This is a genomic window from Stenotrophomonas lacuserhaii, from assembly GCF_039674585.1.
Lineage (GTDB): Bacteria > Pseudomonadota > Gammaproteobacteria > Xanthomonadales > Xanthomonadaceae > Stenotrophomonas > Stenotrophomonas pennii_A.
The window spans coordinates 21100-36288 of the sequence record NZ_JBDJNU010000013.1; the positions used below are offsets into that span (position 1 = coordinate 21100).

Genomic DNA, 15189 nt, shown 5'->3' on the forward strand with positions numbered 1-15189 from the left:
CGCCGAGCCATGCTCGGCGAGCGCAGCGGCGACAGCGCTGGGGATAGAATGCGGCCATGACTGAATTCATTCCGCCCGGCACGCTGTTCCACGCCCTTTTCTCTCCGTTCCCGTTCAAGCGCGGCGGCGCGCTGATCGATGGACGCGTGGCGTATGAAACGTGGGGAACGCTGGATCGCCAAGCCAGCAATGCGATCCTGATCGTCACCGGCCTCTCGCCCGACGCACACGCCGCCAGCAATGCAGCGAACCCCGCCGCTGGCTGGTGGGAAGGCATGGTCGGCCCAGGCAAGCCGATCGATACCGACCGCTGGTTCGTCATCTGCGTCAACTCGCTGGGCAGCTGCAAGGGCTCCACCGGTCCGGCAAGCATCAACGCGGCGACCGGCGAGCCCTATCGCCTGACCTTCCCCGAACTGTCGGTGGAAGACGGCGCTCGCGCGTCGGTGGAGGTGGTACGTGCACTCGGCATCACGCAGCTGGCCTGCCTGGTCGGCAACTCGATGGGCGGCATGACTGCCCTTGCAGTACTGCTGCTGCATCCGGGCATCGCGCGCAGCCACATCAATATCTCAGGCAGCGCACAGGCCCTGCCGTTTTCCATCGCCATCCGCTCGCTGCAGCGCGAAGCCATCCGGCTGGATCCGCAGTGGAACGGGGGGCAGTACGATGACGATCACTATCCCGAATCGGGCATGCGCATGGCGCGCAAGCTGGGGGTGATCACCTATCGCTCGGCGCTGGAATGGGATGGCCGTTTTGGTCGCGTGCGGCTGGATTCGGACCAGGCCGATGACGATCCGTTCGGGCTCGAATTCCAGGTCGAAAGCTATCTGGAAGGGCACGCACGTCGCTTCGTCCGCTTCTTCGATCCCAACTGCTATCTGTACCTGAGCCGCTCGATGGACTGGTTCGACCTGGCCGACCAGGGGAATGGCGACGTACTGGCCGGTCTTGCCCGGATCAAGGTGGAGAAGGCACTGGCCATCGGTGCGAACACCGACATCCTGTTCCCGGTACAACAGCAGCAGCAGATCGCCGACGGCCTGCGCGCGGGCGGTGCCGAAGCGCACTTCATCGGACTGGATTCCCCGCAGGGACACGACGCATTCCTGGTCGATTTCGAGCGTTTCGGTCCTGCGGTGCGCGGCTTTCTCGGCGAACTGTGAGTCGCCGCGCCGCGCCACGAAAGCGCGCGAAGCCTACGGCCGATGCACCCGCGCTGGGCCTGCGGACCGCCTTGGCGCTGCTGGTGGCGGGGATGCTGCTGGGCTGCACGGTGGCCGGCTGGCTGCCGGCCTGGCTGGCCGGTTGGATGCTGCTGGCCAGCGTGTGGACCTTCGGCCTCTATTGGCGCGACAAGCGCGCGGCGACCCGCGCCCAGCAGCGTACACCGGAGCGCACGCTGCAGATGCTGGCGCTGTCTGGCGGCTGGCCGGGCGCGCTGTTTGCCCAGTCGCTGTTGCGCCACAAGAACCGCAAAGTTTCCTTCCAGCAGGTGTTCTGGATCTGCGTGGTGGCAAACGCAGCGTGCACCCTGGCACTGCTGCGCGTGTTCGCCTGGCGTGCCTGATACGGCTTACGGCACGACGTTGTTGAAGTACTGTTTTACCTGCGGCCAGATCAGGTCGATCCTCGCGCCGGAATTGGTGCAGTCGCTCCAGCCGAGATGATGTAGCGCGACCACGCGGTTGCTGGCGCGGCCGATGACGGGCGACCCGGAGCTTCCCCCCTCGGTGTCGCAGCTGTAGCTGGCATCGCGCCCGCTGTTCGCTGTGGTGCTGATGAGGGTGCAACGCCCCCCACCCTGCGCGTCGCTGGTGACCGCCAGCTCTTTCAGGCGACCGCCGGGATGCTGCGGGATGAAGATCTCCTGGCCAGGCCGCGGCGTGCCGACATCCAGACCAAGGTGACCAAACTGCGCGATGGTCGCGAACTGGTTGACCGTGAACAGGCTGTAGTCGAGTGCGACGTCGGTTTTCAGCAGCGTGGCGCCGCTCACTTTCGTCACCGCCGCTGCGGCCCCGCTGCCACACTGCGCTGCCTCATGGTTGAACCAGACCTCCGTGGAAGCGACCCCTGCGGCACTGTTGAAGCAGTGATTGTTGGTGAACAGACGGTTGTCGCTGCCCACCCGCCACGCGGTGCAGAGGGCACGACCACCGATCAGCAACCGTGCCACCGGCCTGGCCGCGCTGTACGCCTGGCTGTCACGTCCTGCCAGGCAGGCGACGGGCTGGAGGTCCTTGGCGCCGCAGATCGCGCGCGCCCCTGTGGCCGCGCCTTCCAGGGAACCGGCCGCCGCGGGCCGGGCGACCTGGTCGAGCGGCAACCCTTCGTCATAATGCGTGACCTGGACGCCGCGATGGCCGGCCCACGGCTCTTCGGGCGTGCCGGTCAGGCGCAGGATGGCGGTGTCGCCGTGGATGGACATCGCACCGAACCGGGAGCGACCGTCCTCATCAAGGGCAGCATCCACCGTGTGGGCATCGCGGGCCTGGCTGCTGTAGCGGTGGACTTCTGATCCGTCCGGGCTGGATATCTCCAGGGTTACCCCCCGCGGCAGATCGAACTGGCCCAGATGGACCTTGATGTAGGTGGCATCCCGTGCAGACACGATGATGGGCTGGGCTTTGCCCGCATCGCGCGTCGCGTCGGAAAACAGCCGCAGGTTCGTGGCGCGGGTGATTCCTGCGACAAGCGGCTCAGCTGCGCTGGCAGGCGGGGAAAGCGTTGAACCCAGCACCAGGACACAGCCCAGCCGAAAGGCGATTGATACTGCATGCTTCATTGCGCACTCCAACGGTTGGACACCGCTCGACTGTGCAGCGCGGTGCGATGAAGCGACGTCGGGCAAACACCGGATGCGCGCGGGGCAGATGCCGCTGGCAGACATCGGAGTTCACCGGTCAACACCCTGCCGGGTGATCAACGTGCGCCAGCTCCGGCAGCTGCAGCCCCGGACTGGCGCAATGCGATCCAGCAGCGACCGCCCACGCGCGTGTCGCCTTCAGATGTCAGCTCATGGCATGTCGGCAAGCCGTTCAAGCGCAGCACGCAGGTTGGGCAGGGGGCCGATGTGGCCATTGTTGCCGACCTGTGGCGTGCCGGTTTCCACCAGCAGGCTGCGCAGCTGCAGCGGCGTGAGCGTCTTGCCGCCGGCCTTGGCCGCACCCGACACCGCAGCGACCGCCGACGCCACGATCGGTCCCGCGCTGGAGGTACCGTTGAAGCGCTGCGTGTAGCCCGCATGGGGCCCACCGTAGTACAGGTCACGGCCTCCGGTGGTGGCCACGCAGCCGCCCCAGCCCTGCAGGTTGACCCGGCGCCCATGGGTGGAAAAACCCAGCCTTGAGCGGGGTACCACGCTGTCCCTGCACCACTGCGTGGCCGCCGCGCCGCCCGCACCCGCCAGGATGGCGCCGGAGTCAGGCCGCCCACGCGGGAAACCGGGGCCGAAGCAGCTGGCGTCCAGGTTGACGTTGCCGTTGCCTGCGGTCTCCACCACGTGGATGCCACGCCTGACCGCGGAAACCACCGCGTCGTAGATCGACGGGATCCATTCCGGTGCTACGTAGCCGGTGCAGGGCGCCGGGCCGGGGAACTGTTGTTCGATCAGGATCACATCGCCCGGCGCCAGCTTCGCCGCCGCCAGCGCCACGGCATTGGCTGGGTTGTAGCCGGTCTGTGGACTGGCGACATTGACGTAGTGCGGCGTGGCGCCACTGACCAGCCCGCTCACCCCGAAGCCGTTATCATCGGCGATCATCTCGCCAAGCACCGATGTGCCGTGGCTGTTGTCATTGAACGGATCGGTGATGCTGGTCCCCTGCTTGATCCAGGTCCCCGGTACGCGCAGTTTGGTCAGGTCCTCGTGCTGCCAGTTCCAGCTGTATTCGATGTCGACCACGCGTATGCCCGTTCCGTCGCCCCCCGGCACCGTGCGTGCGTGGGCGGCATCGATACCGGAGGCGGCAGCCAGCGCGTACCCCTGCCGTTCGACGAACAGCGGAGACGCCCACTGCGCCGTGGCGGGCGCCGGAGCGGCCGATGGCGGTGGCGCCGGCAGCGGTACGGCGTAGGCGATTTCCACCGCGTCCATGCCGTTCAACAGGTCGATGATGGCTGCCGCGTCCTGGCCCGCTTTCAGCTGCATGCGGTACCACTGGCCCAGTGCAGGCAGGTCCACGCGATCGGCTGTGTCGTGCACGACATCGGCGGAGAACAGCGGGGTGACGCGCAGTACCGGTCCATCCGTTGCCGTCAACGCGTCAAGCCGGGGCAACGCGCCGCTGCGCCGGGAGGTCCAGCCGGCCTTGCCAGGCGCCGTGCGGTCGGCGTTGCGGAACTTCACTTCGATGGAATCCTGCGAGTAGCCGGGGCCGATCCGGGTCTGCCGTGGTTTTTCGATGGACCACGCCGGGTCATCGGTGCTGGCCTGCGCACCTGCAGTGGCGGGCGACAGCAGCAGGGAGCAGGCAGCGCTGGCGAAGAGGGCCTGGGACAAGGTCAGGCGCATGGAGATTCCTCCTGGGGACATGGGCGCGGACCGGAAGACCGCACACGCCACGGGGTGGCGCATCTCCAGTGTGCTGAGCGCGCGGACCGCTTCCATCGGACAAGGCTGCAGCGCCAGCTCCGGGAATCACCTGACGGCGTCGGCTCAGCGGGGCTCCACCACGTGCAGCCGTCCGCCCTGCAGGTGGTACACCTGGTCCACCACGCCGGCAGGCAGCGGATCATGGGTGATGATAAGCAGGCTGCGTCCTTCGAGCAGCGCGGGCAGGTCGGCCAGCAGTGCATGCGCGGCATCCACGTCCAAGCCTTCGGTGGGCTCGTCCAGCACCAGGATCGGGGCACCGCGGAGCAACGCGCGCGCCAGCGCCAGGCGACGCGCCTGCCCCGCCGACAGGGTGGCGCCGTTCTCGCCGACCCAGCCCTGCAGGCCGCCGACGGCGCGTGCCCAGTCGCCCAGACGGACCCGCTCCAGCATCGCCCACAACACGGCATCGCTGGCCCCGGGGTCGCCAAGGCGCAGGTTGTCGGACACGCTGCCGGCGAACACCGGCGCGTGCTGCGGCAGCCATGCCAGTTGCCGGTGCCAGTCATCCTGCGCGTAGTGGCGGATGTCGGTCCCGCCCTGCGTGATGCGCCCGCGGGTCGGGTCGTACAGGCGCAACAGCAGGCTGGACAGCGTCGTCTTGCCGCTGCCGCTGTCGCCCCGGATGGCGATGCGCCGGCCCGGCTCCAGCCGCAGGTCCACGCCGTCCAGCACGGCGCGACCGCCGTCTTCCCAGGCGAACGAAACGCCTTCCCAGCATACTGCGGCCGGGACCGTCGGCAGGTCACAGGGCGAAGCGGGCTCGCTGACCATCGGCGGCTGGTCGACGATGCACTGCAGCCGGGACACCGACACGTGGCCGGACTGCAGTGCCTGCCAGGCCAGGCCCAGGCCGGCCCACAGCTCGATCATGGCCACGCTGAGGAACACCAGCCCGGCGGCCATCGGCGCATCCAGCCGCCCGTTTTCATGGGCCGACAACGCCAGCGCCAGCATGGCCAACAGCCCGGCCCCGGTCACCACGCCATGCAACGTGGTGCCGGCCAGCAGGCGCCAGCGACGCCGACGATCGCGGGCACGAAGCTGCCGGGCGGCCACTTCCACCCGGCCCTGCCAGTGCGCCAGCGCATCCAGCGCCGCCAGGTCGGCGGCACCCTCGATGCCCTCCAGGGACAGCGTGCGCAGCTGCGTGCGGTGCGCTGCGCGGTCGACTTCTTCCCCTGCACGTCCGCGCACGCCCAGCCACGGCACGCCCACGCCGACCAGCAATGCCATGACCGCCAGCAGCGCCGCTGCCTGCGGCAGGATCAGCCACGCCGAGCCGATGCCCACCAGGCTCAGGGCGGCCAGCGCGCACAGCGGCCCCAGCGCGCGCACGAACAGTCCATCCACCTCGGCGATGTCGCCCAACAGCCGTGCCAGCAGTTCACCGGTACGCGTGGTGCCCAGCCGTGCCGGTGCCAGCGGCAGGGCGCGGCGGAAAAACCACACGCGTGCATCACGCGCGATGCGCAGGGTCACATCGTGGCCGACCAGCTTTTCGAAGTAGCGCGACACGATCCGCGCCATGGTCAGGCCGCGGATGCCTGCCGAGGGCGAGAAGAAGTTGAACCCGCTGCCAAGTCCGGCGGCGCCGGCCAGTGCGGCCGCGGTCAGGAACCCGCCGGACAGCCCGAGCAGCGCCGTCCCGGCCAGCATCGTGGTCCACAACAACAGCACTGTCAGCAGCAGGCGCGGCGTGTGGCGGGCGAACACCGTGCGCAGCGGATCGCGTTGCGCGGCGCTCATGCGCGCACCTGGCGCGGGTCGTGGTGCAGGTGGCCATCGGGCAGACGCAACGTGCTGTCGGCCCAGGCAATGGCCGCGGGGCTGTGGGTGGCGATGATCACGCTGCGACCGCGCGCATGGATCGCCAGCGCCTGCAGCAGGGCCGCTTCGGTACGCGGATCCAGGAATGCGGTGGGTTCGTCCAGCAGCATGATGGCGGGATTGCGCAGCAGCAGCCGGGCCAGGCCGATGCGCCGCGCTTCACCGCCGGACAATCCGAATCCGCGCTCGCCGATCACCGTATCCAGCCCGTCCGGCAGGCGGTCTGCGAAGGCAAGCACCTGCGCGGCCCCGGCCGCCTGGCGCAGGGTGGCCAGGCTGGCGGTGGGATCGGCAAGCCGCAGGTTGTCGGCGATGCTGCCGTGGAACAGGTAGGGGCGCTGGCCGGCGTAACCGACTTCCAGTCCCGGACGCACGATGACGCTGCCCTCGCGCGGCGGCAGCCAACCGGCCAAGGCTTCGAGCAGGGTGCTTTTGCCGCTGCCGCTGGGGCCGACCACCGCCAGTCGCTGGTTCGGTTCAAGCTCGAAATCGACGTCCTGCAGCACATCGTGGCCTGCACCCAGCGGGCGCAGCACCAGCCCCCGCGCCTGCAGCAGGGGCGCGTGCAACTGCATCGGCTCTGCCGGCACGCTGAGCGGAATCCGCCGCGCGGCAGACGCTGCAGCAGGGCCGGGCAGCTCGCCGAGCAAGCGTTCGATTTCGGCGGCGGCAGCCAGCGCGTTGGCGCGATCATGGTAGTGCGCGGCCAGGCGACGCAGCGGCGCATAGAACTCCGGTGCCAGCAGCAGGCAGAACAGGCCCGCCCCCAGCGTGGGCACCTGCGCGTGCAGGGACATCATGCCCAGGTAACTCAGGCCCAGGTACAGCGCCACCATCGCCACGCTGACCGAGGCGAAGAATTCCAGCACGGTGGAGGACAGGAACGCGATCCGCAGCACTTTCATCGTGCGCTCGCGCACGCCATCGGCCGCCTCGGCCACGCCCTCCAGTTCGGCCTGGCCGCGGCCGTACAGGCGCAGCAGGCCCAGTCCCTTGATGCGGTCGGCGAAGTGCCCGCTCATCCGCGCCAGCTCGCCCAGTTGTGCGCGCCCGGCCGCCTCGGCGCCCCAGCCCACCAGCATCATGAAGAACGGCACCAGCGGCGCGGTGGCGATGAAGATGACCGCCACCACCCAGTCCACCCAGGCCACCGCCAAAGCGATGATCAGCGGCACCACCACCACCTCGATGCGCACCGGCTGGAAGCCGCTGTAATAGTTCTCGATGGCATCGGCATGGGCCAGCATCACTTCGCCCAACTCGCCGCTGCGCTGTTGCCGCAGCCACAGCGGCCCCTTGCCCAGCACGCTGGCATAGGCACGTTCGCGCAGCGCCAGCCGCGCCGCATCGGCCACATCGCCGGCACACGCCTGGACCACGCTGCCCAGCAGAGTGCGCAACAGCAGGACCCCGCCCAGCCCCGCCAGCACCCACACGCCGTCGGCCAGCGGCGCGCCCTCGAACAGCACGTGCTGGACCAGCCAGGCAATCGCTCCGGCCTGGGCCACCAGCAGTACCCCGGACACGCTGATGGCGGTAGCGGCCAGCCGGCGGCGGCCGCCTGCCGCCGCTCCCAGCGTATCCAGCCAGTGCTGGCGGAGTCTGCGCTGCTGCGCCTCATGGCGCTGGGCTTGCATCAGCTGGGTTTCGGTGTCCTGGCTCACGGTGGCTCGGCGGGAAACGGTCTGGGGGCATTGTAGGCGCAGGTCCCGGCGCCCCTGCGGCGTACGGTCGCACGGACGCCGCGGTTGGCATACGATCACTGCGGGGATCCTTTTCTACATTGATCTGAATCAAGGCTGTTCGAAGTAGTCGGTCACATCATCGCTCCACGTAGACCACCCTTCCCGCACCCCCACGGCACTATCCCACGAGGTAGCCAGGCCATGATTGATTCGACAGTCGTAGAACTGTCGCGGCTGCAGTTCGCCCTGACCGCGATGTACCACTTCCTCTTCGTCCCCCTCACCCTTGGCCTGTCCTTCCTGGTGGCCATCATGGAGAGCGTGTACGTCATGACCCGCAAGCCGGTCTGGCGCCAGATGACCCTGTTCTGGGGCACGCTGTTCGGCATCAACTTCGCCATCGGCGTGGCCACCGGGCTGGTGATGGAGTTCCAATTCGGCATGAACTGGTCGTACTACAGCCACTACGTCGGCGACATCTTCGGCGCGCCGCTGGCGATCGAAGGCCTGATGGCGTTCTTCCTCGAAGCCACCCTGATCGGCCTGTTCTTCTTCGGCTGGAAGCGGCTGACCCCGGTCAAGCACCTGGCCGTGACCTGGTTCATGGCGCTGGGCACCAACCTGTCGGCGGTGTGGATCCTGATCGCCAACGGCTGGATGCAGAACCCCACCGGGGCGATCTTCAACCCGGAAACGATGCGCATGGAGGTGGTGGATTTTGCCGCGGTGCTGCTGAACCCGGTGGCGCAGGCCAAGTTCGTGCACACCGTCAGCGCCGGCTACGTGACCGGTGCGATCTTCGTGATGTCCATCAGCGCGCTGTACCTGCTGCGCGACAAGCACCGTGACATGGCACGCCGTTCCTTCGCCGTGGCCGCAGCCTTCGGCCTGCTGTCCTCGCTGTCGGTGGTGGTGCTGGGTGACGAGAGCGGGTATGCCGCCAGCGAACACCAGAAGATGAAGCTGGCCGCGATCGAAGCGATGTGGGAGACCGAGCGTGCACCGGCGGACTTCACTGCCTTCGGCATTCCCAACCAGACCACCCAGCAGAACGACTTCGCGATCAAGATCCCCTACCTGATGGGCCTGATCGCCACCCGTTCGGTGGACCAGCCGATCCCCGGCATCCTGGAACTGGTGGAACGGGCCGAGCACCGCATCCGCGGCGGGCAGATCGCTTACGGCGCCCTGCAGCGTGTGCGTGCGGACAAGAACGATGTGCAGGCACGCGAGATGTTCGACCGCCACTGGCAGGACCTCGGCCATGGCCTGCTGCTCAAGCGCTACCGCGACGACATCGGCAACGCCACGCCGGAAGAGATCAGCAAGGCGGCGATGGATACCGTGCCGCGGGTCGCCCCGCTGTTCTGGACCTTCCGCATCATGGCCGGGCTGGGCTTCTACCTGATCGCCTTCTTCGCGCTGGCGTTCTACTACTCCTGCCGCAACAACTTCCAGGACAAGCGCTGGTTCCTGACGCTGGCCCTGTGGTCGCTGCCGGCGCCGTGGATTGCCATCGAATGCGGCTGGTTCGTCGCCGAATACGGTCGCCAGCCATGGGCCGTGGATGGCGTGCTGCCCACTTTCTACGCTGCATCCGGCCTGGCCCTGCATGAAATCCTCACCACGCTGGCGGTGTTCACGCTGCTGTACACGGTGCTGTTGGTGATCGAGGTCAAGCTGATGCTGAAGGCGATCCGCACCGGTCCCGACGAGATCCTGCCGTCCCTGCAGGCGCCGCGCGCGTCCGTTTCCCACAATGCCATCCCGGCCCCCGGCCAGGCATAAGGCAGGAGAACCCACATGGAATTCCTTGGACTCGATTACACCACCCTGCGCATCATCTGGTGGTTGCTGCTGGGCATCCTGTTGATCGGCTGGGCCGTCATGGACGGCTTCGATCTCGGCGTCGGCACGCTGTTGCCGTTCGTGGCGAAGACCGACGACGAGCGCCGGCTGGTGATCAACACCATCGGCCCGGTATGGGAAGGAAACCAGGTCTGGCTGGTGCTCGGCGGCGGCGCGATCTTCGCCGCCTGGCCACCGCTGTACGCGGTCAGCTTCTCCGGCTTCTACCTGGCGATCTTCGCGATGCTGTTCGGCCTGATCCTGCGCCCGGTGGGCTTCAAGTACCGCAGCAAGATGCCCGGCAAGCGCTGGCGCGACAACTGGGACCGGGTGCTGTTCGTCGGCGGCCTGCTGCCCGGCCTGATCGCCGGGGTGGCGGTGGGCAACGTGCTGCTCGGCGTGCCGTTCCACTTCGATGACAGCATGCGGATCTTCTACACCGGCTCGTTCTTCGGCCTGCTCACTCCGTTCGCCCTGATCGCCGGACTGGTCAGCGTGGCGATGCTGGTGTCGCACGGGGCGGCCATGCTGGTGCTGAAGACCGACGGCCCGGTGGCCGAACGTTCTGCCCGCTATGGCAGCGTCGCCGCACTGCTCAGCTTCGTGCTGTTCGCGCTGGCCGGTGCCTGGGTGGCCTTCGGGCTGCCCGGTTATGAAATCACCTCGCAGGTGGTCACCGACGGACCGACCAATCCCTTGCTTAAGACCGCCGCCGAGGGCGCCGCGGCCGGCGGCTGGCTGCGCAACTACAGCAGCATGCCGGCGACCCTGCTGGCACCGGTCATCGGCCTGCTCGGTGCGCTGGCCAGCGCGGTACTGCTGCGTGCCCGGCGCGGTGGCCTGGCGTTCCTGGCCTCGGGAGCGTCGATCACCGGCATCATCCTGACCGTCGGCTTCGCGATCTTCCCGTTCCTGCTGCCCTCCTCCAGCCAGCCCGGTTCCAGCCTGACCGTATGGGATGCGTCCTCCAGCCACCTCACGCTGTTCATCATGCTGGTGGCCACGGTGATCTTCCTGCCGATCATCCTCACCTACACCAGCTGGGTCTACCGGGTGATGAAGGGCAAGACCACCGCCGAAGACATGTCCGACAACCCCAACGCGTACTGACCCCCCGTGCCGGCCAACAGCCGGCACCTTCTGAAGGAGCACACCATGTGGTATTTCGCCTGGATCCTCGGCACCGGCCTGGCCTCGGTCGTGGCAATTCTCAACGGCATGTGGTTCGAAGCCCGCGAGTCGGGCTCGATCGACGGCCGCGACGGTAAATGATGTAACAAAAGTGTTGCCGCCTTGGCCTTCACACGGTATCTTAGGCGGCTCCTTCGGGGTGTAGCTCAGTCTGGTAGAGCGCTACGTTCGGGACGTAGAGGTCGCAGGTTCGAATCCTGTCTCCCCGACCACTCCGGTGGTCGGAACGACCGAAGGAAGTTGCGATTCCCCTTGCCGCCCAGTGCGGGAATCGATATGATAGGCGGCTACCCTTCGGGGTGTAGCTCAGTCTGGTAGAGCGCTACGTTCGGGACGTAGAGGTCGCAGGTTCGAATCCTGTCTCCCCGACCACTTTGTTGGTCACGAAGAAACCTGGAAGACGACGGTCTCCCGGGTTTTTTTGTGCCTGTCGTTTTGCCTGGCGACGTACAATGGGCCCCTCCCCCACCCTGCCGCACCGGCGTCCGCCCGGTGCCGCCGTTGCATCCGGAGGCCGCCGCGCGCGCCACCGGCAAGGATCCACCATGAGCCCCACCGCCTCCCCTTCCTCGCCTGCGCCTTCGCTGCTGCACGGGCGCGCCCTGGTCTTCGCTGCCATCGTGCTGGCCGCGGTCAACCTGCGTACCGCGGTCACCTCGGTGACGCCGTTGCTTGACGTGCTGGGCCAGACCTTCGGCTTCGGCACCACCATGACCGGTGTGCTGGGCATGCTGCCGACTGCCTCGTTCGCCCTGTTCGGCGTGTGCACGCCGATGCTGGCGCGCCGCCTTGGGCTGGAGCGCACCACGCTGCTGGCGATGTCGCTGGCGCTGGTCGGCCTGCTGTTGCGCTCCAGCGCGGTCGGCATGGGCAGCCTGCTGGGCGGCTCGATCATCGCCCTGGCCGGCATGGGCATCGGCAACGTGGTGGTGCCGCCGCTGGTGAAGCGCTACTTCGCCAACAAGGTGGGCACGATGAGCACGCTGTACATCAGCGCGCTGCAGCTGGGCACCATGCTGCCGGCGTTGCTGGCGGTGCCGGTCGCCAACGCGGCCGGCTGGCGCGTGTCGCTGGGCATGTGGGCGCTGCTGGCACTGGCCGCGACCCTGCCGTGGCTGATGCTGGTGCGCCGTACCCCGCGCCACGATGTGATCACCGATGGCCCGGATCCGGCTGCGCAGCCGCACGGCCGCGTCTCGGCGACCTCGCTGGGCTGGGGCATGACGCTGATGTTCGGCATGACCTCGTTGATGACCTATTCGATGTTCACCTGGCTGCCGCGCATCGTGGTCGAAGCCGGTGCGTCGCCGGCCTTCGGCGGGGTGATGGTGGCGATGTTCTCCGCGCTGGGCCTGCTGCCCTCGCTGGTGATTCCGTCGCTGGCGGTGCGCATGGCCAACCCGTTCCCGCTGGTGTTGATCGGCTTTGGTTCCTTCGTGGTGGCCTTCGCCGGGCTGCTGCTGGCGCCGATGAAGGCCCCGCTGCTGTGGGCCTGCCTGCTGGGACTGGGTCCTTCGACGTTCCCACTCGCGCTCACCCTGATCAACCTGCGCACGCGCACCCCCACCGGGTCGGCCGCACTGTCCGGCTTCATGCAGGGCGTGGGCTACAGCTTCAGCTGCCTGGGTCCGTTCCTGGTGGGTTGGCTGCACGACGTGAGCGGCAGTTGGACCCTGCCGTTCGGCTTCCTGTTCTGCTGCGCGCTGGTGATGCTGTGCGCGTCCTGGTTCGCCTGCAAGCCACGCAAGCTCGAAGACCTGTGGTGAAACACCTCGCTGCGTGAGCAGGCCATCGAGGTGACCCCGTCATGATCGGTCGCAACTGACGCAGCGCGTCAGTTGCTGACCCTGCGTCTGTCGCAGGGCGTCTTGCTGCGGTGTCGGCCGCAGGAGGATGCGCCATGGGGCCCCGCGCTGCAGGCAGTTGGCACGTGATGTGCGTCACATTTTCCAATTCTTCATCGCACGAACCAGCTTCTGGGGGTTTCATGTCTGTCCATCGTCCGCTGGCGCGTTGCGTCGGCTTGGCCTGCCTCGTCCTGGCGACAGGCGCGCACGCCGCCCCTGCCCCGTCCGACCGCGCCGGGCAGATGGCTGAAATCAGCCGCCATCGCGACCAGGCCCAGTGGCTGGACGCGCTGGCGGCGATCGAGCGCGCGCAGCAGTCCAGTCCCGGTGATGACCTGCTGTACAAGCTGCAGGTGCTGACCCTGGGCGACATCGGCAACGCCAGCCGGGCCTGGCAGCTGTACCAGGCGCGCCCGGAGCTGTTCGATGCAGCACAGAAAGAGCGCTTTGAAGCGGACTACCTTGCCCGCCTGGTGGGCTGGAGCATGGCCTACGGCGAAAGCGAAGACACCCGCCTGGATGAAGCCGAAGACACCCTGGCGCTGATGGAAAAGTACCTGCAGCGCGACGGTACCCCGCTGGCGCAGGCCCCCCGGCGCATCCGCCTGGACCGCCTGATCCTGCTCAACCGCCTGTCCCGCCACGCCCAGCTGCGCGAAGAATATCTCGCCCTGCGCGCCGATGGCGTGGAACTGCCCGACTACGTGTTGCCGGCGGTGGGCGACTCGCTGATGGCCAACCAGCATCCGGACGAAGCGATCCCGTTGCTGTCGCAGGCCGTGAAGAACGACCCCTCGCGCTTCCAGGCCCGCTCCGAACTGGCCTATGCCTACCTGGAAACCGAGCAGGCCGGCACCGCCATCGACTATCTGGTGGACTGGCAGAAAGACGAGCCGATCTGGCGCTGGGGCCCGGATGCACGAGCGCCCTACGCCAACTGGGCCCGCTATGAAGCCGACCTCAACCTGGCGATGATCCGCGCCTACAGCAACGACCTGCCGACCGCGCAGGGCGAGCTGGAAAGGATGGTGGAGTCCGGGCCGGGCAACGGGGGCCTGCAGACCGCGCTGGGCGGCGTCTACCAGATGCGCGGCTGGCCACGGCGTGCGCTGGAGCGCCACCAGATGGCCTATACGCTGGATCCGCGCGACGTCTCCCCGCGCATCGGCATGTTCGAGTCCCACATCGCGCTGCAGCGCGACGACCGTGCCCGCCCGATACATGACGACCTGCTGGCCCGCTACCCGAACCAGCCTTCGGTGCAGCGCATGGACCGCGCCTGGCGCGCGCACCGCGGCTGGCAGCTGGAAGCCAACGCGGAAGTCGGCCGCAGCAGTGGCGGCGGCGGTGCTTCGCCACTGGGCAACGACGATGGCAGCTACCGCGTGCAGGCGTCCTCGCCGATCCTGGCCGATCGCTGGCGGGTGCTGGCCTTCGCCGACCGCCGTTCGGTGGACTTCCAGAACCAGCGCATCAACCCGTGGTGGTTCGGTGCCGGGGTGAACTACCGCTTCGACCAGCTGGACGGCGAGCTGGTGGCCCTGCATCCGAATGACGACGTCGGCGATACCGGCCTGCGCGCGGGGCTCGGCTGGCAGTTCAACGACCAGTGGCACGTCGGCGCAAGCGCCGCACGGAACGATGCCGATGCCTCGATGCAGGCCCGCGTGTCCGGCATCACCGCCGACAGCGTGGCGCTGGCCACGACCTATACCCGCAACGAGCGCACGCAGTGGCGGATCGGCGCCAGCCAGTTCCGTTATGACGACGGCAACCGCCGCGACACTGTCAGCACCTCGGTGGAACAGCGCCTGCTGAGCCGCCCGACCCTGCAGGTGGATGGGCTGGGCAGCCTGTATGCCAGCCGTGGCAGCCGCGATGACGTGCCCTACTTCAATCCCTCGCGCGACCGCTCGGTGGAAATCGGCCTGCGCATCGACCAGCAGTTGTGGCGGCACTACGAGAAGCATTTCCGCCACCGCCTGACCGTGTCGGTAGGCGACTACTGGCAGGAAAGCTTCGGCAGCGCACTGGTGCCCTCGGTGGAGTATCGCCACGAGTGGCAGATCGGCGCGGGGCGGATTTTCGAGTACGGGGTGCGCTGGTCGCGTCCGGTGTATGACGGTCAACGCGAGCGGCACGTCGGCCTGGAAGCCGGCCTGCGCTGGGGAGAATGAGATGCGGGTGA

Annotated in this window: 11 protein-coding genes and 2 tRNA genes; 9 read left to right on the forward strand and 4 right to left on the reverse strand. The window is 67.9% G+C overall.

Annotated elements, in window-relative coordinates:
• Window positions 1–56: 56 nt before the first annotated feature.
• Window positions 57–1169, forward strand: coding sequence for a homoserine O-acetyltransferase MetX (metX, locus tag ABE522_RS07320; RefSeq protein ID WP_346591121.1), 1113 nt, complete (start codon window positions 57–59; stop codon window positions 1167–1169).
• Window positions 1166–1573: a DUF1294 domain-containing protein gene (locus tag ABE522_RS07325; protein ID WP_406846322.1), complete on the forward strand. Its 408-nt coding sequence runs from the start codon at window positions 1166–1168 to the stop codon at window positions 1571–1573. Before metX ends, ABE522_RS07325 begins: the two co-directional genes overlap by 4 nt.
• A 6-nt stretch (window positions 1574–1579) precedes the next feature.
• Here ABE522_RS07325 and ABE522_RS07330 read toward each other — a convergent pair whose 3' ends face one another.
• The 4 genes from ABE522_RS07330 to cydD all read right to left on the reverse strand — a co-directional run bounded on the left by ABE522_RS07330 (window position 1580) and on the right by cydD (window position 8067).
• Window positions 1580–2791 carry a trypsin-like serine peptidase gene (locus ABE522_RS07330; protein WP_346591122.1) on the reverse strand — a complete coding sequence of 404 codons (1212 nt, stop codon included), beginning with the start codon at window positions 2789–2791 and terminating at the stop codon, window positions 1580–1582.
• A gap of 231 nt (window positions 2792–3022) precedes the next feature.
• Window positions 3023–4519, reverse strand: coding sequence for a S8 family serine peptidase (locus tag ABE522_RS07335; RefSeq protein ID WP_346591123.1), 1497 nt, complete (start codon window positions 4517–4519; stop codon window positions 3023–3025).
• A gap of 144 nt (window positions 4520–4663) precedes the next feature.
• Entirely contained in the window at window positions 4664–6349 is a 1686-nt protein-coding gene (gene cydC / locus ABE522_RS07340) for a thiol reductant ABC exporter subunit CydC (RefSeq protein ID WP_346591124.1), read from the reverse strand.
• The gene (gene cydD / locus ABE522_RS07345) at window positions 6346–8067 is read right to left on the reverse strand and encodes a thiol reductant ABC exporter subunit CydD (RefSeq protein WP_346591158.1); all 1722 of its coding nucleotides are present in this window, start codon (window positions 8065–8067) and stop codon (window positions 6346–6348) included. The genes cydC and cydD overlap by 4 nt, the downstream gene beginning before the upstream one ends.
• 249 nt (window positions 8068–8316) lie before the next feature.
• Here cydD and ABE522_RS07350 point away from each other — a divergent pair, with 249 nt between their 5' ends.
• The 7 genes from ABE522_RS07350 to pgaA all read left to right on the forward strand — a co-directional run bounded on the left by ABE522_RS07350 (window position 8317) and on the right by pgaA (window position 15178).
• Window positions 8317–9903, forward strand: coding sequence for a cytochrome ubiquinol oxidase subunit I (locus tag ABE522_RS07350; protein ID WP_346591125.1), 1587 nt, complete (start codon window positions 8317–8319; stop codon window positions 9901–9903).
• A 15-nt stretch (window positions 9904–9918) separates the two neighbouring features.
• Window positions 9919–11073, forward strand: a complete 1155-nt coding sequence (gene cydB, locus ABE522_RS07355; RefSeq protein ID WP_346591126.1) for a cytochrome d ubiquinol oxidase subunit II — start codon at window positions 9919–9921, stop codon at window positions 11071–11073.
• 45 nt (window positions 11074–11118) lie between these two features.
• Complete coding sequence (cydX, locus tag ABE522_RS07360) at window positions 11119–11235, forward strand: cytochrome bd-I oxidase subunit CydX (RefSeq protein ID WP_042614095.1); 117 nt, start codon at window positions 11119–11121, stop codon at window positions 11233–11235.
• A 54-nt stretch (window positions 11236–11289) separates the two neighbouring features.
• Window positions 11290–11366: transfer RNA gene (locus tag ABE522_RS07365), tRNA-Pro, on the forward strand.
• A gap of 83 nt (window positions 11367–11449) precedes the next feature.
• Window positions 11450–11526 (forward strand) — tRNA-Pro (locus ABE522_RS07370).
• A 173-nt stretch (window positions 11527–11699) separates the two neighbouring features.
• Window positions 11700–12920: a CynX/NimT family MFS transporter gene (locus ABE522_RS07375; protein ID WP_346591127.1), complete on the forward strand. Its 1221-nt coding sequence runs from the start codon at window positions 11700–11702 to the stop codon at window positions 12918–12920.
• A gap of 221 nt (window positions 12921–13141) precedes the next feature.
• A complete protein-coding gene (gene pgaA, locus ABE522_RS07380; RefSeq protein ID WP_346591128.1) occupies window positions 13142–15178 on the forward strand; it encodes a poly-beta-1,6 N-acetyl-D-glucosamine export porin PgaA in 2037 nt (678 codons plus the stop codon).
• Window positions 15179–15189: the final 11 nt, after the last annotated feature.